The sequence below is a fragment of the Halorubrum sp. 2020YC2 genome (assembly GCF_018623055.1).
Lineage (GTDB): Archaea > Halobacteriota > Halobacteria > Halobacteriales > Haloferacaceae > Halorubrum.
The window spans coordinates 1,141,159-1,160,964 of record NZ_CP076019.1 but is presented as its reverse complement, the minus strand read 5'-3'; the positions used below and the strand labels follow the sequence as shown (position 1 = coordinate 1,160,964).

18 protein-coding genes and 1 pseudogene are annotated in these 19,806 nt (G+C 70.2%); 12 read left to right on the top strand and 7 right to left on the bottom strand.

All coding sequences use genetic code 11. From position 1 onward, the window contains the following. Positions 1-11: 11 nt before the first annotated feature. The 6 genes and pseudogenes from KI388_RS05700 (at position 12) to KI388_RS05675 (ending at position 5,516) form a co-directional block, all read left to right on the top strand. Positions 12-2,051: a type II secretion system F family protein gene (locus KI388_RS05700; RefSeq protein WP_215088388.1), complete on the top strand. Its 2,040-nt coding sequence runs from the start codon at positions 12-14 to the stop codon at positions 2,049-2,051. Beyond that, positions 2,041-2,568 (top strand): hypothetical protein, encoded by a 528-nt coding sequence (locus KI388_RS05695; protein WP_215088387.1) that lies wholly within the window; start codon positions 2,041-2,043, stop codon positions 2,566-2,568. Before KI388_RS05700 ends, KI388_RS05695 begins: the two co-directional genes overlap by 11 nt. A 1-nt stretch (position 2,569) precedes the next feature. Further along, the gene (locus KI388_RS05690) at positions 2,570-3,184 is read left to right on the top strand and encodes a hypothetical protein (protein ID WP_215088386.1); all 615 of its coding nucleotides are present in this window, start codon (positions 2,570-2,572) and stop codon (positions 3,182-3,184) included. Further along, a complete protein-coding gene (locus KI388_RS05685; RefSeq protein WP_251133224.1) occupies positions 3,172-4,266 on the top strand; it encodes a hypothetical protein in 1,095 nt (364 codons plus the stop codon). The genes KI388_RS05690 and KI388_RS05685 overlap by 13 nt, the downstream gene beginning before the upstream one ends. Further along, positions 4,259-4,752 (top strand): annotated as a pseudogene (locus KI388_RS05680) (hypothetical protein). The gene KI388_RS05685 and the pseudogene KI388_RS05680 overlap by 8 nt, the downstream one beginning before the upstream one ends. Continuing rightward, positions 4,749-5,516, top strand: coding sequence for a hypothetical protein (locus tag KI388_RS05675; RefSeq protein WP_215088385.1), 768 nt, complete (start codon positions 4,749-4,751; stop codon positions 5,514-5,516). Before KI388_RS05680 ends, KI388_RS05675 begins: the two are co-directional and overlap by 4 nt. Before the next feature lie 33 nt (positions 5,517-5,549). On the opposite strand, the gene KI388_RS05670 is transcribed toward KI388_RS05675, so the two are convergent. Then, positions 5,550-7,355 (bottom strand): hypothetical protein, encoded by a 1,806-nt coding sequence (locus KI388_RS05670; RefSeq protein WP_215088384.1) that lies wholly within the window; start codon positions 7,353-7,355, stop codon positions 5,550-5,552. A 162-nt stretch (positions 7,356-7,517) separates the two neighbouring features. On the opposite strand from KI388_RS05670, the gene KI388_RS05665 reads away from it, so the two are divergent. The 3 genes from KI388_RS05665 (at position 7,518) to KI388_RS05655 (ending at position 9,352) form a co-directional block, all read left to right on the top strand. Continuing rightward, on the top strand, positions 7,518-8,354 hold the full coding sequence (locus KI388_RS05665; RefSeq protein WP_215088383.1) for an alanyl-tRNA editing protein: 837 nt from the start codon (positions 7,518-7,520) through the stop codon (positions 8,352-8,354). Between the two features lie 82 nt (positions 8,355-8,436). Then, a complete protein-coding gene (locus KI388_RS05660) occupies positions 8,437-8,757 on the top strand; it encodes a transcription factor S (RefSeq protein ID WP_215088382.1) in 321 nt (106 codons plus the stop codon). 70 nt (positions 8,758-8,827) lie between these two features. Next, a complete protein-coding gene (locus KI388_RS05655; RefSeq protein WP_215088381.1) occupies positions 8,828-9,352 on the top strand; it encodes a hypothetical protein in 525 nt (174 codons plus the stop codon). On the opposite strand, the gene KI388_RS05650 is transcribed toward KI388_RS05655, so the two are convergent. The 5 genes from KI388_RS05650 to KI388_RS05635 form a co-directional block, all read right to left on the bottom strand. Then, positions 9,353-9,943: a hypothetical protein gene (locus tag KI388_RS05650; protein ID WP_215088380.1), complete on the bottom strand. Its 591-nt coding sequence runs from the start codon at positions 9,941-9,943 to the stop codon at positions 9,353-9,355. Between the two features lie 47 nt (positions 9,944-9,990). Beyond that, entirely contained in the window at positions 9,991-10,371 is a 381-nt protein-coding gene (locus KI388_RS05645) for a methylglyoxal synthase (RefSeq protein ID WP_215088379.1), read from the bottom strand. A 104-nt stretch (positions 10,372-10,475) separates the two neighbouring features. Beyond that, a complete protein-coding gene (locus KI388_RS15270) occupies positions 10,476-10,628 on the bottom strand; it encodes a hypothetical protein (RefSeq protein ID WP_251133223.1) in 153 nt (50 codons plus the stop codon). Further along, positions 10,625-10,909, bottom strand: a complete 285-nt coding sequence (locus KI388_RS05640; protein ID WP_251133222.1) for a hypothetical protein — start codon at positions 10,907-10,909, stop codon at positions 10,625-10,627. The genes KI388_RS15270 and KI388_RS05640 overlap by 4 nt, the downstream gene beginning before the upstream one ends. Before the next feature lie 51 nt (positions 10,910-10,960). Then, positions 10,961-12,421: a hypothetical protein gene (locus KI388_RS05635; protein ID WP_215088743.1), complete on the bottom strand. Its 1,461-nt coding sequence runs from the start codon at positions 12,419-12,421 to the stop codon at positions 10,961-10,963. A gap of 274 nt (positions 12,422-12,695) precedes the next feature. On the opposite strand from KI388_RS05635, the gene KI388_RS05630 reads away from it, so the two are divergent. After that, positions 12,696-14,726, top strand: a complete 2,031-nt coding sequence (locus tag KI388_RS05630; protein ID WP_215088378.1) for a hydantoinase/oxoprolinase family protein — start codon at positions 12,696-12,698, stop codon at positions 14,724-14,726. Next, entirely contained in the window at positions 14,723-16,321 is a 1,599-nt protein-coding gene (locus tag KI388_RS05625; RefSeq protein ID WP_215088377.1) for a hydantoinase B/oxoprolinase family protein, read from the top strand. Before KI388_RS05630 ends, KI388_RS05625 begins: the two co-directional genes overlap by 4 nt. 806 nt (positions 16,322-17,127) lie before the next feature. Here KI388_RS05625 and KI388_RS05620 read toward each other — a convergent pair. Then, a complete protein-coding gene (locus KI388_RS05620) occupies positions 17,128-19,053 on the bottom strand; it encodes a beta-CASP ribonuclease aCPSF1 (protein WP_215088376.1) in 1,926 nt (641 codons plus the stop codon). A gap of 216 nt (positions 19,054-19,269) precedes the next feature. Here KI388_RS05620 and KI388_RS05615 point away from each other — a divergent pair, with 216 nt between their 5' ends. Continuing rightward, positions 19,270-19,803 (top strand): hypothetical protein, encoded by a 534-nt coding sequence (locus KI388_RS05615; protein ID WP_215088375.1) that lies wholly within the window; start codon positions 19,270-19,272, stop codon positions 19,801-19,803. Positions 19,804-19,806 lie beyond the last annotated feature (3 nt).

Genomic DNA, 19,806 nt, shown 5'->3' with positions numbered 1-19,806 from the left:
AGGGGCGAGCCGTGAGCCTCGACGTGGACGCGGGCGACGGCGGCGTCGACGCGAACGTCCTCGCGGAGCTGTGTTACCCGGTGTTCGAGCTGCTGTTCGACCCCGACGGCGACTTCGTGGGCGACGTCGAGCGCAAGCTCGTCGAAGCGCGAATGTCCGACCAAGTCGAGATGTACGTCTCGCTGGCGCTGGCGGTCGGGCTGCTCGTCGGCGGGGCGCTCTGGGCGCTCGGCACGCTGGTCGGCTACGGCGTGTTCTCGCTCGGGCTGATCGACCCGGAGGCGCTCTCGCTCGGTGTCCCAGCGCCGACTCCCGGCGTTCAGGCGCTGCTCCGGTCGCTCGTCGTGCCGACGGCGGTGCTCCTCAGCGGCCTCGTCTTCGGTTCGATCGGGTTCGCGGTCGGGTTCGGCGGCGTCGTCGCGGTCCCGTACTCGCGGGCCTCCTCGCGGGAGCGGGAGATCAATCTCCTGCTCGCGGACTCCGTCTCGTTCATGTACGCGCTCTCCGTCGGCGGACTCAACCAGCTCGAGATCCTCCGCGCGATGGCGACGGCGGAGGACACCTACGGCGAGGTGTCCCGCGAGTTCCAGAGCATCGTCAACGAGACGGAGTACTTCGGCACCGACTACCGGAACGCGATCCGCCAGCAGTCGATGGAGACGCCCTCCGACGAGCTCTCGCAGTTCCTCGCGGACATGCTCTCCATCGTCAACTCCGGCGGCGACATGGAGGGCTTCCTGAAGGACAAAAAGGAGAAACACCTCCGCACGTCGAAACAGGAGCGCGAGATGACGCTGGAGACGCTGGAGCTGTTCGGTGAGATGTATATGACGCTGTCTCTGTTCCCGCTGCTTCTCATCATCATCCTCGTCATCATGGGAATGATGGGCGAGGCCGACGACCGGCTGCTGTACGCCACGGTGTACGTGCTCATCCCGCTGGTCGGCGCCGGCTTCCTCGTGTTGGTCTCCACGGTGAAACAGGACGACCCCGGCGACGGCTACCTCCAGCCGGACGGCGGCAGCGAGCGGCTCCGGCAGACCAGTCAGGAGGGACTCTTCCACTTCGGGCTGGTGGAGGCGTTCGTCGGGACGTTCGGCGTCTTCGACCGCATCCGCGACCGCGAGGGGACCCACAAGACGATGGGGATCCTCTCCGCGCCGCACGTTTTCCTCCGGGAGAACCCGCTGTACACGCTCGCGTTGACCGTTCCCTCGGCGGTCGCGCTCGTCGCCGTCGCGGCCGCGGCCGGCTCGGCGCCGACGACGTTCGACGGCTGGATCGACCGCCCGGTGTGGTCGGCGTTCGTGTGGGTGTACGTCCCCGTCTACGTCGTGTTGATCCCGCTCGGGGTGTTCTACGAGTGGCACCAGCGCTCGCGGCGCGCGGTGACCGGGAAGCTCTCGGAGACGCTCCGGAAGCTCTCCTCCGCCAACGACACCGGCCAGACGCTGCTCGAGTCCGTGCGCACCGTCTCGGAGACGTCGAGCGGGAAGCTCGCGGAGGAGTTCGAGGTGGTCCACGCGAAGGTGAACTACGGGATGAGCCTGCGGGACGCCCTCGTGGAGTTCAACAACTCGTACGCGGTGCCCCGGCTCGCGCGGACGGTGAAGCTGATCACCGAGGCGCAGGAGGCCTCCTCGCAGATCACGGACGTGCTGACGACGGCCGCGCAGGCCTCGGAGAACCAAGACGACATCGAGCGCGAGCGGAAGTCCCGAACGCGGATGCAGGTGGCGATTATCGTGATGACGTACATCACGCTGCTCGGCGTGATGGCCATCCTCCAGACGCAGTTCATCGACGTGATGGGTGACCTGGTCTCCCAGAGCGACGGCGGCGGCGGGAGCGCCGGCGGGGCGGGGTTCGGCGGCGGCGGCGGAGTCGACCCCGACCTGCTCTCTCTGCTGTTCTTCCACGCGGTGACGATCCAGGCGATCCTCTCGGGATTCATCAGCGGGTACATCCGCGACGCGGAGCTGATCTCCGGCGTCAAGTACGCGGTGATCCTGATGACGCTGGCGTTGGGGGTGTGGATATATGTCGGGTGACCGCGCGCAGACGGTCCTCGACTTCGTCGTCGGCATGTCGGTGTTCCTCGTCGCGGTCGGCTTCACGTTCGCGTTCGTCCCGTCGCTTTTGGAGCCGTACGCCGTCGGTGAGGGTGCGACCGTCATCGTCGCCGAGCGCGGCGCCGCCCGGCTCGCGGAGTCGTCGCTCGCCGGCGCCGGCTCGACGGCGACGCTGTCGCACGCCTGTGCGTTCGCGTTCTTCAACGGTTCGGACCCGGGAGCGGCGAGCGACGAGTCGGACTGCGACTGGACGGCGAGCGCCGACGACCTCCACGCGGAACTCGGCGTCGACGACATCCGGGGGCTCAACCTGACCGTCACGCAGCACGGGAGCGTCGCGTCGCTCGACTCGAACGGGACGGCCGTCGCGATGCGCGCCGGCCCTGCGCCGCCGCGAACGGAGAGCGTCTCGGCCGCCAGTCGCGTCGTCACCGTGGACGACCCCGAAGACCGGCGGGGTCCCGAGACCTACCGGCTCACGCTCCGGGTGTGGTGAGATGTTCGTCGAACACCTCCCCGACGACCGCGGGCAGGCGCACACCTTAGAGGCGTTTACGGCGGCGCTGCTGCTGGTCGCCGGGCTCATCTTCGCCACGCAGGCGACCGCGGTCACGCCGCTGTCCGCAAGCACGTCGAACCAACACGTCGAGAACCAGGTGTCGATCGCCGCGCAGGACCTGTTGACGACGACGGGAGAGAGCGGGAACCTGACGGCCGCGCTGCTGTACTACGACGGGGACGGGTTCGTCAACGCGAGCGACGACGGCTCCTACGCCGGCGTGCCGCCGGAGTCGCACCCGCTCCACGACCCGCTGGAAGAGGCGTTCGGCGACCGCCAGATCGCCTTTGACATCGAGGTGTCCTACCCCGAGGACGGCGGCAACCGGACGGGAGACACCACGATGGTCGACATGGGGACGCCGAGCGACAACGCGGCGACGGCGAGCGTTCGCGTCGCGCTGTACGGCGACGACCGGTTCGGGGCGGACGGCGACGAGCGCGCCCTCGCGGAGAACGGCTCCGCGTCGTACTTGGCGCCCCCGGTCGACGCGGACCGCCCGGCGGTCCTGTACACGGTCGTGGAGGTGAGGATCACCGCATGGCAGATGTGAGTCTCCCCTTCCGCACCTCCGTCCGCGACAGCGAAGGCGACTGTCCCGACGACGGTCGCGGCCGTCGTAGCGGGGAGCGCGACCGCCGTGAGCGCAACTGCCGCGAGCGCAACCGCGGTGACGGCGACCGCGACGAGGACCGAGCGCAGATCATCCTCATCACCGGGCTGACGCTCGCGGTCCTCTTCGTCGCGGTCGTCCTCCTGTTGAACACCGTCATCTACACCGAGAACCTCGCGACCCGCGGCGCCGACGCGGGCGGAGCGGAGGCGATCGAGTTCCGCGACGGGGCAGCCGAGGACCTCGCCGGGATCCTCGACCGCGAACACCGGAACCGGAGCAGCGCCGCCGGGATGGAGAGCGACTTCGACGAGAGCGCGACGACGTACGCCCGGACGGTCGCCGGCCTCCGCGCGCGGGACGGGGCGATCGTCGACGTGCGCGTGAACCGCTCGACCGTCGAGGAGGGGCACTTCGTCGCACAGAACGAGACCGACGGCGGCTTCCGGAACATGACGGCCCCCGGCGGCTCGCCCGCCGACTGGACCGTCGTGAGCGGCGTCAACCGCGCGCGAAACTACCGGCTGACGGTGGACTCAACGACCCTCTCCGACGACCCGGACGACGCGTTCAGGGTCGTGGCCGACGGCGCGAGCGAGAACTGGTCGGTGACGCTGTCGAACGGCTCGGCCGGCGCGATCGACGTGCGGGTGAAGAACGCGACGGTCGACGCTTCGAAGACCTACTCACACGAGGGCGTCGAGAACGTCACGATCGACCTGACCGCAGGCACGGTCGACGGCCGGCCGTTCCCCGACCCCGTCTCCGTCTGGGCCGGGGGCGTCCAGAGCGACGACGAACCGTACGACGCGTACAACATCAGCCACGAGAACGGCGACGCGGCGACCGGAACGTACAGCTTCGTGGTCGACGACCACGACGAGACTCCCCACCTCGACACCTCCTCGCGGCCGTACGTCGTCGAAGGGATCTACGCCGTCGACGTCGAGATCAGCCACCGGACGCCGGAGCTGACGTACGCCGACGTGGTTCGGCTCGCGCCGGGTGAGCGCGATGCGTGAGGTCTCTGGCGGGTCCGACCGCGCCGTCTCCGTCACCGTCGGCTACGTCATGACGCTCGCGATTTCGACGCTGCTGCTGTCGGGGCTGTTCGTCGCCGGCGGCTCGTTTGTCGAGACACAGCGTGAGCGCGCCGCGCAGGGGGAGCTCACCGTCGTGGGCGAGCGGCTCGCGGCGGACGTAGACACCGTCGACAGGGTCGTCGCGACCGCGTCGTCCCGCGGCGATCTCACCGTCGACCGACCCGTAACCCTCCCCGGCACGGTGTCCGGGACGGGGTATCGGATCCGCGTGAGCGCGGGCGACACCCGGGGGACGATCGCGCTGGAGAGCGACCGGACCGACGCGACAGTCGAGGTCCCGTTCCGCACGAGCGCGGACGTCGCGGTCGAGAACGCGACCGTCGACGGCGGGGACCTGCGGATCCGGTGGGTGCCGCCAGACGAGGGGGCGGGGCGAACGGCTCGGTGGTGGTGAGCGAGCGATGAGGGGGACCGACCGCGACGCCGGCTTCCGAGGCGACGACCGCGGCGTCAGCGAGACCGTCGGGTTCGTGTTAGTGTTCGCGCTGATCGCGACGACGATCGCGGTCACGTTCACCGTCGGCTTCGGCGGGCTGGAGGACGCCCGGCTCGCGGAGCGCGACAACAACGTCGAGCGCGCGTTCGACGTCCTCCACGACAGCTTCAACGACCTCGGTCGAGACGGGGTCCCGAGCCGGGCCACCGAGATCCGACTCGGTGGCGGTAGAGTAGCGTTCACGAGCGACTCCTCGTATGAGATACGCAACGCGACGGGGGGAACGATCGAGAGCTCGACGACCGGGATCACGTACTTCGGCGCTGGCGACACCCGGATTCGGTACGAACACGGAGCGGTGATCCGGAGCGACGGCGGGGGCAGCATCATGCTTCACGAACCGGACCTCATGCTCGGCGAGACGACGCTGATCAGGCTCGTCGACGTGACATCGCACGGAAGCGACGGCGTCGCGGGCGACGGGACGGTTCTCGTCCGGGCCAGCTTGACCGGTGACCGCACCGCTACGGAGGTGACGGACAACGTGACGATTCGGATCCGAGGTCCGACGGCCGACGCCTGGGAACGGTACTTCGAGTCCCGACGCGACGGTTCCGATCGGATCGACTCGGTCAATCTCACGGGCGACGAACTGACGGTCAACATGAGCGTTTCCGGTGAGAACCGGCTCGTCGTCCACCGGACCGGCACCCGCGTCGAGTTCACGGACTGAGTCGGCTGAACGGGGTCGGTCGACCGGCCGGGATCAGTCCGAGTCCATGACCACGCGGTGCGTGGAGACGTGGAGGTGGCTCACCACGGGGACCGACTCGCCGCCGAAGGGCTGGCTGTCTCGGAGGACCTCGTCGTAGTGTAGCCTCAGTCTGCCCTCGTCGAACTCGAACTTGTCGGCCGTGAACGATCCTTTGAACGTCATCGAATCCTCGAGGATCAGGTCGCTCTCCGGTGCGTACAGCACGCCGGTGAAGTGGACGCGACCGTCGTCGCCGTCGATATCGATCGCGTCTCCGCTCGAATACAGCCAGAGGTTCTTGGTCCGGTCCCGATCCGCCGTGATATTCGCTCCGTCATCGAGAGTAACGTCACCGGTGTTGTAGATGTCGAGCCGCGTGTCCTGCGCGGTCGTTATCGACGCCGTCTCGCTACCCGCGTCGTCGTCATCGGTCTGGATTGTGACTTCTCCATCAACGTAGAGATTCGCGCGACCGCCACCGATCGCGCGAAGCGTGCTCGTTCCGGTGACGTCCAGATCGCCGTCGACGAGTACGTTGACCGCTCCGCCGTCGGTATCGAGCACGAGGGATCCTCCGTCCTCGACGTCGAGATTCCCGGAAACGTTGAGCGTCGTTCCGTTTTCGACGGTAAGCGTGTTTCCGCCCGACACTTCGAGAGCGTCGGAAAAGTACGTGTTTTGAGTCACGCTTTCCGTCCCACCATCGAAGTCGAACTCGCTCGTCTCTCTCTCCGTGTCGAGGTCCCGTACCCCAGCCATCCGCTGTCCGATGGCCCCGGACACGGGGTCCACGCTGGCGAAGTCGACGCCGGTCCGGTTCTCTCCGCTGACGTTCACCTTCTTTCTGAACTGTCCAGAGGGAAAATCATCCGCCCCCATGAGCAGGTCGCCGCGAATCCGGATCTCCTCTAGCTTGCCGATCCCGCCCTGTCCCTGACCGAAGCCGCCGTTGGTCCGCACTATCGCGTTGTCGTCGACGTTATCCGAACCGTACACGTCGATACTGGAGTTGTAGCTGTCGGCGTCGATCCGCCTGATTCCGCCCGCGGCGATGTCCGCGCCCCCGACGGCGGAAGCGCTCGTGCTGAGCGTCGGGTGAACGGTCTCGGTCCGGAGTTTGGCCTCGACCCTGTCCGGCGACAGCTGCGTGACGTTCGCGCCGGTTCTGGACTCGAAGAAGCGCCCCCACGCCTCGGCGTATTCGCTCTCGACGGTGATTGTGACGTTCCCGCCCAGAAGCGGGTTCGAGAGGTTCTCGGAGGCGAACAGCCCGGCGGACCGTTCGGTACCCTCTCTGATGGTTGCCGAGTCGGTGAGGCGCTTCTCGCCAGCGACGGTCACCAGCGGGAGCGTGAGCGTGTCACCTCGGTAGTGGAACTCCGGCGGCGAGACCATCCACGCGCTGTCTGCGTTCGCGCGCCAGACCCCGCCGCCCTGATAGGCGACGACCTCGTCGCCGCGCTCGTAGACGATCGCGCCGAGCGTGGTCTCGTTCGTGTACGTCCCGTCCTCGGTCTCGACCTCGATCCGCATCTTCCCCGCCCCTTCATCGACGCGCAGGTCGCCGCGGCTGCTGCCGAACGAGACGCGCTGCGACGGCGACCCGCCGTGCGCGACGAGGCTCGCCTTGGAGTCCATCTGCGTCATCGCCCCCTCGGCGCGCTGGAGGTCCGCGGTCCGCTGGGAGTCGTCGAGCGCGGCGCCGCCGAGCGCGACGGTGGTGCCGACGACCGCGACCGTCAGCCCCAACAGGAGGACCGTTCCGAGCACCTCGCTCTGGGCGCGCTCGGCCGCGGCTCCGCGTTCACCTCCGTTCATACGGTCGCGTAGGCCGGGGGCGCGGATAAACGTGGACACCCGTCTATCAGTCGCGATACCCCGAGAGGGCCCGCTTCGGCGGTGGCGGCGACCGGTCCGCCCGTCCGGCGGTCCGTCTCCGAGAGCCGAGGATATATCTCGGCGGCGGCCCTCCTCGAAGTCGTGACCGAGCGACTCTACCTCGCGGACGACGCGGTGACGGCGTTCGAGGCGACCGTCGAGCGCGTCCTCTCGGACCCGGACCGGATCGTCCTCGACCGGACCCACTTCTACCCGACGGGCGGGGGTCAGCCGCACGACACCGGAACGATCCGCGCGGTCGACGGCGACGACGCGGGAGACGGGGGCGACGACGACGCCCGGTTCCGCGTCGTCGACGTCGAGATGGCGGACACGGTGTACCACGAGGTCGAACCGGTTGACGGGGTCGACGGGACGGCCGACTCGACCGACGGGCCCGACGACGCGCCCGCGCTCCCGGAGCCGGGGACCGACGTGGTCTGCCAGGTCGACGCCGACCGCCGCGCGGCGCACTCGCGGTACCACACCGCACAGCACCTGCTTTCGGCGCTGTTGCTCGACGAGTTCGACGCCCGGACGACAGGGAATCAGCTGTACCGCGACCGCGCGCGCCTCGACGCCGCCTACGACCGGTTCACCGACGACGACCTCGACCGGATCGAGTCGCGGCTCAACGAACTCGTCGCGGACGCGCGACCGGTGTCGAGCTACACGATGGACCGCGAGACCGCGGAGGCGACGCTCGATACCGACCGGACACGGATCGATCTGCTTCCCGACTCGATCGAGGAGCTTCGGATCGTCGAGATAGCGGGCGCGGCCGAGGGCGACGAGCCGTACGACCGCACCGCCTGCGCGGGAACGCACGTCGCGAACACCGAAGACGTCGGCGAGGTGGTCGTCACGGGCCGGGAGACGAAGGGGCCCGACGAGGAGCGGGTCCGGTTCGCGCTGGCCGACCACGTCGACGGGGACTGACGGCGGCGTCGGCGCCCCGAGGGCGCGTCCGGCCCTCGTCCGCGATCCCGCCGCTTATATGCGATCCGCGGTAGGTTCGGGCATGAAGTTCTGCGACGAGTGCGGATCCATGATGAAATCCGGCGAGGGCGAAGACCACTGGGTGTGCGGCTCCTGCGGCTACGAGATCGGGCGCGAGGACGGCGACGACGAGTGGACGACCCAGTCGCAGGTCGAGTCGGAGATTGTCGACGTGAGCGACGCCGAGGACAAGGGGCTCCCGACGACGACCGCGCAGTGCCCCGAGTGCGACAACGACCAGGCGTACTGGTACATGCAACAGATCCGCGCGGCCGACGAGTCCGAGACCCGCTTCTTCGTCTGTACCGAGTGCGAGCACAAGTGGCGCGAAGACGACCACTGACCGAGTTTTCTCCCGCCGACCCCTTCTCGCGCGCCGTCCGTTTTATTTCCGCTCGGAGAGATGCGGGTCCATGGAACCGCCGGTCGTCCCCGCCGACCGCCTCGACGGCTGGACGCTCGTCGCGGAGTCGACGGAGCGACCCTTCGAGGCGGGACCGGTCTCGGTTACGGCGGGAACGGCGCGCTACGAGCGGGAGACCCCGCCCCCGCGGCCGTTCTTCTTCGCGAGTCGGCTCCGCATCTCGCCGGACGCCGGACCGAACCCGGCGCTGACCCGACTCGTCGAGTCGCGCGCCCGAGAGGGGTTCCGCGACCGCCTGGCGGACCGAGACATCACGCGCCTCGAACGCCGCGACGACCGCTCCCTCGACGTCGACGACCCCGACGCGTCGCGCGCGACCCTGTCGGTGTTTCACGGGCGCTGCGCGGTCGACGGCGACCGGGTCCCGGTGGAGGCGCTGCTCGCGGCGTGGGAGTCCGGCGAGTACCTGCTCGCGGGCGGCGCCTACCCGACCGGCGAGGGGTTCGAGACGACCCGACAGGCGGTGCTGGCGCTGGTGCGCGGGGTCCGTCCGCCGGGCGCGGCGGAGGGTTGATCAACAGTCGACCGCGCCGGCGGTCGAGTCGATTGGCGACCCGTCGTCCTCGTAGCCGGCGTCTCCGACCGCGCCGTCGAACATCGGGAGCCGTAGCTCGTATGTGTACAGCACGTCGAACGCCGCGAACGGGTCCACGCCGTCCGCTATCGCCTCTCTGGCGGTCAGTCTGACGCCCGCTGCGAGCGTCACGATCGGTTCGCCGTCGAGGCGGCCCGCGGTTTCGAGCCCGAACTCGTTGCCCGCGGCCGGGTCGGTCAGCACGGAGAGGTGGATCACCGTCTCCATCGCCGCGCCGCCCGCGTCGCCGCCGATCGATATCGGGTACCCGTCCCCGGTGAAACACTTCGTGATCGGCCCGACCTCGGCGCCGTCCGCGTCGACGCCCGGCCCGGCCGTCGCCGGACCGCTCGCGGAGCCGTCGACCGCGGGACTCCCGGCAGAACCGACGGCCGAGACGTGCGAGACCGCTCCCGCCGCTCCGGCCTGTCCCGCCGCTCCGGCCTGCCCTGCGGCCACGCCGACGCTCGCGGCGACGAGCAACAGCGCGAGCGCGAGGGCTCGGACGCGGGTCCGTTGCGGGCGAGTCATCTGTCGGCCGTTCGGCCGGCTCGGTTAAATCACCGCGGTCGACGCTATCAGTCGAGAGAATCGCCGCCGAGCAGCCCCTCGACGAGCAGCTCCGCGGACGCGACGTTGGTCGCCAGCGGCACGTCCTTCACGTCGCAGACGCGCAGCAGCGCCGAGATGTCCGGCTCGTGCGCCTGCGCGGTCAGCGGGTCGCGGAGGAACACGACCCCGTCGATCCGGTCGTCCGCGATCATCGCCCCGATCTGGAGGTCGCCCCCGAGCGGCCCGGACGACTGCCTGTTCACCGCCAGTCCGGTCTCCTCCGAGATGCGTTTGCCCGTCGTCCCGGTAGTCACTAGCTCGCAGTCGTCGAGGGTCGCGGCGTGTTTCGTGACGAACGCGACCATCTCGTCTTTCAGTTCGTCGTGTGCGATGAGCGCGATGCGCATACGTGGCGGTCGCCGCGGCGTCGCTTAAGTACTGCCCTCGCCGCGGTCCTCGCCACGCTCGCTCGCCGTCGGCCGCCGTGATCACCCGTCGTCGGCCGCCGTGATCACCCGCCGTCGGCCGGCGGTCCCGCACAATGAGCTTCGAGCCAGTCGAACTGCGCGGACAGCTCCGCCCGGCGCTGTCGCTCGATCACGGTGGCGTCGAGGAAGTCGCCGATCACGGCCACGTCGAGCGCGAACGCCGTCGTCGCGGTCACCTCGCCCCCCAGTCGGTCGGCGCCACGACGTACTCCGTCCGCATCGACTCGAATATCCCCTCGCGCTGCTCGCAGGCGAGGTCGGCGTCCGGGTCGTCGACGAGGTCCAGCGTCAGTTCGACGGACGCGACGCCGACCTCGTCCGCGACGCGGACCGTCTCCCCGTCGACCGCGACCTCGTCGAACCCCGAGGAGCGGACGAACGCACCGAGGTCGTCCATCGCGTCGCGAACGACCTCCGGCGGTGTATCGATCGCTCGTGAGAGGGAGACTGAGTTCATGATCGCGCGTCCCGGATCGTCTTCGGTGCTGGTTTGAACCCGCTTCGTCGTTCACTCCGTCGGTGCCGGTTCGTCGGCCGGGCCGTCGCCGCCCGCGTCGCCCCCGCCGCCCACGTCGCGGCCGTTGCCCGCCCCCACATCGCCGCCGTCGCCCGCGTCCGCGCTGTCGTCGCCCGCGTCGTCCGCGTCCGCGCCGCCGACCGCCAGCCGCGGGGCGAACCGCCCGAGTGCGACCCGGGTCAGCGTGCCCGGGCTGTGCCGGCGGATCACCGAGACCGCGTTGGTCGCGAAGACGGCGACGCCGAGCGTCACCAGCGACGCCCCGGCGAGCGTCGTTCCCGGTAATCCGCCCGTGAGCGTCGCTCCCGTCGCGCCGGCGGCGAGGTCGGAACCGACCAGCAGCGCCGTTCCGAGGAACAGCAGGCCCCCGTCGGCGGCCGCGAGCCGGTCGTCGTAGAGGTCGTCGACCATCGGCACCGCCTCGAAGCCGATCCGGTCGCTGTACCGCTCGACCCAGACGACGAAGGGGACGACGTGGTACAGCGTCCCGAGGACGACGAACCCGATCACGCCGAGCAGCAGCAGCGGCGCGCTCCCGGGTCCGCCGAGGACGCGTTCGGGCGCCGCGGGCGACCGCAGCCACGCTGGCGCCGCGGTCGCGACCCACGCGACGAGCGCGAGCGCGACGACGGCGTACCGGGTGTGCATCGGCGTGCGCTCGACGCGCATCTCGAAGAGTCGGCGGGCGAGGACGGCGGCGAACGCCAGCGCGGCGAGCAGGACCAAGACTGCGCCGCCGCGCGCGAGCGCCGCGGACCCGACCAGTCGCCCGGCCGCGAGCGCGACGACGCCGACGGGGTGGCCGACCTCCTCGACCGCGCGGAGCCGGTGGTCGATCCCGTGAAGCTCCGTCTGCGTGAACATCGTTCCGAGCTGGTACAGCGCCCCGTATATCGTCGTGAGCACCGCGCCGAAGACGGCGAGGGTGACGTGAGCGCCGCGGACGCCCGCGTGCGAGACCCCGAGCCCCGCGAGGAACCCGGAGCCGAGGTCCGCCGCGAGCAGGACGCCGAGACCGGTCAGGACGACGAAGAACGCGAGCGCGACGGCGAAGTGGCGCTCGGTCACGTCGAACCCCTCGACCGTCGCGAGCGTCCGCCCGACGTTGTAGACGAACGTCCAGAAGCCGGCGAGCATCAGGGCGCCGAACCCGGCGAGCCAAGCGAGCCGCCCCAGCGCGAGCGCGACCGCGAACCCGATCAGCCCGGCGACGACGAAGGCGAACTGGGCGCTCGCGAGCCGCCGGGAGTGAAGCGTCGTCCCCGACCACACCGGGACGAACTGCGTCATCGCGCCCATTATCGTCACGCACACCCAGCCGACTAACAACAGGTGGACGTGGACGAGTCCGCCGAGCCCCGGCACCGCGTCGACGGTCAGGCCGACCCCGACGAGCAGGGCGGCGCCGAGGAGGCCCAGTCCGACGAGGAAGTGCCGAAGCGGGACCGTCATCGGCGGTCCCCGAGCCGCGTCGATACCGCCCGGAACTGCTCCCATATCCGGAGTACCGGTCGCCCGGACCCTCCCGCTGTCCCCGAAGATGTTCGCGGTCTCCTCGCGCCGCAGGAACGAGGGGCTCGGCCGTCGGCTGGCGGCCGGTGGGGGCCCTCGTTACCGGACGGGTCGGTCTTAAGTCCGTCCGGTAACGAGGGCCTCCATGTCACGCGACCGAGACACCGCCTCCCTCGGCGTCCGGAGCCCCCGCGACGCCGCGGGGGTGTCGTAGATGAGCGGTCGAACGCCGGGGGAGCGAACGCCGGAGGAGCGAGCGATCGGCGTCGACGTCGGGGGGACGTTCACCGACGTGGCGCTCTCCGTAGGCGGCGACCTCGTCACCGCGAAGGTCCCCAGCACCGCCGACCAGAGCGACGGGGTCGTTGCCGGCGTCGAGAAGGCCTGCGAGGCGGCCGGGATCGACCCCGAGAGCGTGACCGACTTCTCGCACGCCATGACCGTCTCGGTCAACGCGCTACTGGAGAACGACGGCGCGCGGACCGCCCTCGTGACGACGGCGGGGTTCCGCGACGTGTTAGAGATCGGCCGCCAGACCCGCCCGTCGCTGTACGACCTCGACGCGAAGAAACCGTCGCCGCTCGTTCCGAGGCGCCGCCGGTTCGAGGTGGCCGAGCGCGCGACCGTCGACGGGGTCGAGCGGCCGGTCGACGACGGGGACCTCGAAGCGCTCGTCGCCGCCCTCCGCGACGCGGACGTCGAGTCCGTCGCGGTCTCCCTCCTCCACGCCTACGCGCACCCCGAGAACGAGCGCCGCGTCGCGGACGCCCTGCGAGACGGCCTCGACGTCCCGGTGTCGGCCTCCCACGAGGTGCTCCCGGAGTTCCGCGAGTACGAGCGCACCTCGACGACGGCCGTCGACGCGTACGTGCGCCCGGCGATCGACGGCTACGTCGGTCGCCTCACCGAGCGCGCGCGGGACCGCGGTCTCCCGCGGCCGCAGATTATGCAGGCCAACGGCGGCGTCACCGACGCCGACACGGTCAGACGGAACGCGGTGACGACCGTCCTCTCGGGCCCCGCGGCTGGGGTCGTGGGCGCGAGCGCGGCGGCGACCGACGCCGACCGCGAGGGGCTGATCACCTTCGACATGGGCGGCACCTCCAGCGACGTGAGCCTCGTCCGCGACGGTGCGGTCGAGCGGACGACGGAGTCGGTGATCGCCGGCCGACCGATCGGGACGCCGATGGTCGACGTCGAGACCGTGGGCGCCGGCGGGGGGTCGATCGCGTGGGTCGACGCCGGCGGCGCGCTCCGGATCGGGCCGCGCTCCGCCGGCGCCGACCCCGGTCCCGCCTGTTACGGCAAGGGCGGCACGGAGCCGACCGTCACGGACGCGAACCTCGTGTTGGGGTACGTCGGGGCGGACACCAGCCTCGGCGGCGGCCTGTCGCTCGACGCGGCGGCCGCGCGCGACGCGCTCGCGGCCCTCGCGGACGAGGCGGGGATGGACGGTCCCGTCGCGGCCGCGCTCGGCGTCCACCGCGTCGCGAACGCCGACATGACGCGCGCGATCCGCTCGGTCACCGTCGAGCGCGGCCACGACCCGCGGGAGTTCGGTCTCGTCGCGTTCGGCGGCGCGGGGCCGATGCACGCGGTCCAGATCGCGGACGGGCTGGACGTCGGGCGCGTCGTCGTCCCGCACGCCTCCGGCGTCCTCTCGGCGTACGGCCTGCTCGCGGCCGACGAGACGCGGGACGCGGTACGGACGCGACAGGGACGGCTCGCGGAGGCCGATCCCGACGCGGTCGACGCCGTCTACGGCGACCTGACTGACCGGCTGCTGGCAGAGGTCAGCGACCCGGACGCGGCGCGGCTGGAGTACGCCGCGGACCTGCGGTACGCCGGCCAGAGCTTCGAGCTAACCGTCGACGTCGAGCGCCCGTTCGACCCGGCGGCGGCCGGCGAGCGGTTCGCGGCGGCCCACGAGTCGGCGTACGGCTACCGGGCGGACGAGCCGGTCGAACTGGTGAACTGCCGCGCGACGGCGACGGTTCCCCGGAGCGCGCCGGCGATCGAGTCCGTCGGGGGGAGCGGCGCCGAGCCGCGAACCACCCGCGAAGCGGCCTTCCCGGAGGGAACCCGCGAGACCCCCGTCTACGACCGGGAGCGGTTCCCCGCCGGCGAGGCCGTCGAAGGTCCGGTCGTGATCGAGGGCGCGGAGAGCACCGTCGTCGTCCCGCCGTCGTGGGGCGTGCGGCTGCGCGGCGACGGCGCGCTGGTCGCGGAGGTGAGCGACGCGTGAGCGACCCGGACCTCGACCCGGTCTCGCTGGAGATCCTCCGGAACCAGCTCGAGAGCGTGGCCGCCGAGATGGGTCACGTGTTGATCCGCGGCGCGTACTCGCCGAACATCAAGGAGCGGCAGGACTGCTCGACGGCGCTTTTCGACGCCGAGGGGCGGCTGATCGCGCAGGCCGAACACATCCCGGTCCACCTCGGCGCGATGCCCGACGCGGTCGAGGTCGTCCTCGAGAAGGACCCGAAGCCGGGCGACGTGTTCGTCGTCAACGACCCGTTCGCCGGGGGGACGCACCTCCCGGACGTCACGCTGGTCTCGCCGGTCGCGCCCGACGGCGAGGTCGTCGGGTACGCGGTGTCGCGCGCGCACCACGCCGACGTGGGCGGCAGCGCGCCGGGGAGCATGCCGCCCGGCGCGCGCGAGATATACGAGGAGGGCCTGCGGCTCCCGGCGGTCCGGCTCGTCGACGGCGGCGAGCCGAACGAGGCGGTCCGCGACCTCATCCTCGCCAACGTCCGGACGCCCGAGGAGCGCGAGGCGGACCTCCGCGCGCAGCGCGCCGCAAACGCGCGCGCCGAGGAACGGGTCGGAGAGCTGCTCGACGAGCACGGCGAGACGCTCCTCGACGCGTTCGACGCCGTCGTCGACTACTCGCGCGAGCGCGTCGAACGCGAGATCCGGGAGCTCCCGGACGGCACCTACCGCGCGCGAGACGTGCTCGAAGGCGACGGCGTGACGGATGCGGACGTCCCGGTCGAGGTGACCGTCACCGTCGACGGCGCCGCGATCGACGTCGACTTCGCCGGCACGGCCGATCAGGTGGACGGCAACCTGAACGCCCCGTTCTCGGTCGCGAAGAGCGCGGTGTACTTCGTCGTCCGCGCGGTCACCGACCCGGAGATACCCCCGAACCACGGCTGCTACGAGCCGGTCTCCGTCTCCGCGCCGGAGGGGTCGCTGCTCGACCCCCGCCCCCCAGCCGCGGTCGTCGGCGGGAACGTCGAGACGAGCCAGCGCGTCACCGACGTGACGCTGGAAGCGCTCGCGGAGGCGGTGCCGGAGGCCGTTCCCGCCGGCGGTCAGGGGACGATGAACAACCTCATAATCGGTGACCGCGGCGGCGAGTTCACCTACTACGAGACGATCGCCGGCGGGTTCGGCGGTCGGCCGACCAAAGACGGGATGGACGGCGTTCAGGTCGGGATGACGAACACGCTCAACACGCCGGTCGAGGCGTTAGAGACCGCGTACCCGCTCCGCGTCGAGCGCTACGCGCTGCGTCCCGGGAGCGGCGGCGACGGTCGCCACCGCGGCGGACTGGGGATCGAACGGGCCGTCACGGTCGAGACGGACGCGACCGTCTCGCTGCTGACCGAGCGCCGCCGGACCGCGCCGCGCGGGCTCGACGGCGGCGAGGACGGCGCGCTCGGGGAGAACCTGATCGACGGCGAGGCGGTCCCGGCGAAGGCGTCCGTCGACGTCGCGGCCGGCACGACGGTCTCGATTCGGACGCCGGGCGGCGGCGGGCACGGCGACCCCGCCGAGCGAAACCCGGAGGCTCGGGAGCGGGATCAACGGGACGGGAAAGTCGACGACTGAAGGGGAGCGAACGCCGATCTCTTATAAATAGACGCGGCGGTGACGCGCGCCTCCGAGTGGCCGCCGAAGGCGGCCGCGAGGAGCGCGTGCGAGGGACGCGGTGAGCGCTCGAAGAGCGCGAACCGCGAGGTTGGGGAGGCGTGAGGCGCGGTTGCTGTGCGTTCCCGCGAGCGGGGAGGGACCTTCGGTCCCTCTAGCAGCCGGCGCTGCGCGCCGGCGACGAAGCGAGCGGGAGCACGGAAGTCGCAGCCCGCGCAGCGAACGTAGTGAGCGAGCAGGACCGTCTTCCGGAGGTGCGGGACTCGAAGGGGCAGCCGGGAGGCGGACGCAGGCGTTCACGAGAGCGGAGCTCTCGTGAGCCAATCAGAACGCTTCGCGTTCTGATGACGACGCAAGCACCGGAGGGAGCAAACGAAGTGGGCGACTGAGGAGCGTGGTTCGAGAGAGCGAAGCTCTCTCGTCATCCCGAAACTCTCCGATTTTCGGGCGACAGCGAGCGTGCGTCCGCCTCCCGGGTGGGGCTTTGGCGGTGTTCGCCGTCGATCCGCTGTCAACTATTTATAAGCGATCAATCGGAGAGTTGGAAGGGGATTCCGTCACTCCCGTATCGATTATTTATAAACAAGCGACTGTGACGTCGGAAGCGTTCGCTGGTGGTTCGGTGACAACTACTTATAAGCGAGCGGCCGGGGCTTGAGCGATCGTCTCCCTACCACCAACGATTGATGGGCGAACAGTTGACCCCCAAGCGTCAGTCACCGCGCCGACAACGACAGATACCCGAACGGCCTCACCGAATCGGTCGCTTATTTAAACCGGAACGTCTCCAGGTTCTTCGGCGCGAACGTCCGCATGTTGTAGTCGTGGTACAGCGACGACGAGAGGTCCTGAACGGAGCTCTCATCGCCGTGGACGCAGAGCACCTTCTCCGGACGCGGGTTCATCGTCTTCACGAAGTTCTCTAACCCCTGCCGGTCGGCGTGACCGGAGAAGCCGTCGACGACTTCGGTGCCCATCTCCAGCGTGAGCGTGTCGCCGCGGCTCCCGCCGCCCCAGCCGTCGACCGGGATCTCGTCCCAGCCGTTCTGGATCCGGCGGCCGAGCGTCCCCTGCGCCTGGTACCCGACGAAGACGAGGTTCGAGTCCGGGTCGGGACCGATGTGGCGGAGCCACGACATGATCGGCCCGCCCTCGATCATCCCCGAGGTGGAGATGACGATGCACTCGTCGCCGTCGGCGACCTCCTGCCGCTCGTCCTCTCCGGCGTCGATGTGGTTGAACTGGTCCGCGAGGAACGGGTTCTCGTCCTCGTGGAAGATGCGGTCGCGGAGGTCGTCGCGGAGGTACTCGGGGTAGGTGGTGTGGATCGCGGTCGCCTCCCATATCATCCCGTCGAGGTGGACGGGCATCTCGGGGATTTCGCCCTTCCGCATCGCCTCCTCCAAGACGAGCATGATCTCCTGGGAGCGCCCCACGGCGAACGCGGGGATGACGACCTTCCCGCCCTGCTCGTACGTCTCGTTGATGACCTCCACGAGCGCCTCCTCGGAGTCCTCCTGGTCGGTCTGGTAGTCGTTGCGGCCGCCGTAGGTGGACTCCAACACGAGCGTCTCGACGCGCGGGAAGTCGTTGACGGCGCCGTTGAACAGCCGGGTGTCCTCGTAGTGGATGTCGCCCGAGAACGCGACGTTGTAGAGGCCGTCACCGATGTGGAAGTGGGTGACCGCGCTGCCGAGGATGTGACCCGCGTTGTGGAACGTGAGCTTCACGTCCGGTGCCACGTCGGTCACGTCGCCGTACTCCAGCGGGATGGTGTGTTTGATCGCGTCGCGGACCTGCGCGGACTCGTACGGGGGCGTCCGCCCGTCCTTCGCCGCGACGTCGAGGTAGTCGAGGGTGAGCAGGCCCATCAGGTCGCGGGTCGGCTCCGTCGTGTAGATGGGACCGTCGTAGCCGTACTTGAAGAGGAGCGGGACCAGCGCCGAGTGGTCGAGGTGGGCGTGGGTCAACACGACCGCGTCGAGCGTCGCCGCGCCCGCGCCGAGCGCCTCGGGCACCTGGAGGTACGGCACCTCGCCCTCCGCGCCGGGCTTGTCGCCGCAGTCGATGAGGATCCGGGTCTCGGGCGTCGAGAGGATGAAGGCCGCGCGGCCGACCTCGCGGCAGCAGCCGAGCGTCGTGATCCGGACCCACTCGTCGTCGGACATCTCCTCGCGGTGGATCTGTCGGCCGACGCGTTCGAGGATGTCGCGGCGCTCCTCGCGCTCGTTCTTCAGGAACCCGCGGACGTTCGAGACCGTGGAGGACTCTATCGGCGGCGTGCGGACGACCTCGGGGGTCCAGCCGACCTCCTGAGTGATCTCCCGCAGCGTCGAGCCGCGGCGGCCGATCACCATCCCGGGCTTCTCGGCCTCGATGACGACCTCGCCGGTGTCCTCGTGGAAGTCGAGGTCGGTCACCCCGGCCTCCTCCGGGATCACGTCGCGGACCTCGTCTTCGGCGCGCGCCGGCGGCGAGAGCGCGCTCGGGTCCGGTCGGACTGTGATCCGCTTGCGAAGCTTCGAGGCGAGCCGCCGGATCAGGTCGCCGTCGCCGGCGAACTCCTTGGGGTCGCGCGTGTACACGACCAGCTCCGGGCCCTCGTATTTGACATCGGTGACCGTGATGTCATTCGGAATCTCCTGCTCGATCTCCGATTTCAACGTATCGAGTTGCTTGTCGACTTGACTCATATCTCACTGCGGGTCGTCGGGGCCGCCGTCGTCGAGTCGCGCGCCGCGCGGTGACTCGCCGCGATCGGTCGACCGTGACGGAGTAGGCATAGTGGAAGTACTGTCCGTAGTGTTCCGTGCGGGAACAGCCGGCGAAAACCCGCTTGGATCACGCTACCGCCCCGCCATTATAAAAGCCTTCGCAAAGGGCAAGCCGCAGGCGGTCGAATCGGGGCCATGCGAGTCACGCCGGAGACGGTCCGCGACGAACGCGACTGGGTCCGCGGCCGCGCCGACGTCGTCGTCCCGATACTCAACGACGCCCGCGACCGGCTCGGGCGGCTCTTCGAGACGGAGGTCGACGCGGTGACGCCGGACGCGTACCGCCGCGAGGTCGACGCCGTCTTCGCGGACGGCGAGGTCGCCGTCAACGTCGCCGCCTGCGTCGCGCTCCTCCGCCACCTCGACGTCGAGGGCGACTACCCGGGCTTCGTCGTCGACGAGGTCCTCGGCCGGGAACTGGCCGCGACGGTCGCCGGCGGGCGCCCCCTCTCGCTGCTCGCGCAGGCGACGTTCCACGTCGCGGACCTCTACGTGGACCGGGACGCGACGGCCGAGACGGACCGGGTCGGCGCGGGGACCGCGGGCGCCGACGACCTCGACGCTGCGCTCGCCGCGGGGTTCCAGACGCGGCTCCCGGGTTGGGACTGGCGGGAGGGAGAGAGTCCGTTCGCGGTCGCCGCGGACGGTGAAGCGGGCGATTCGGAGTGAACG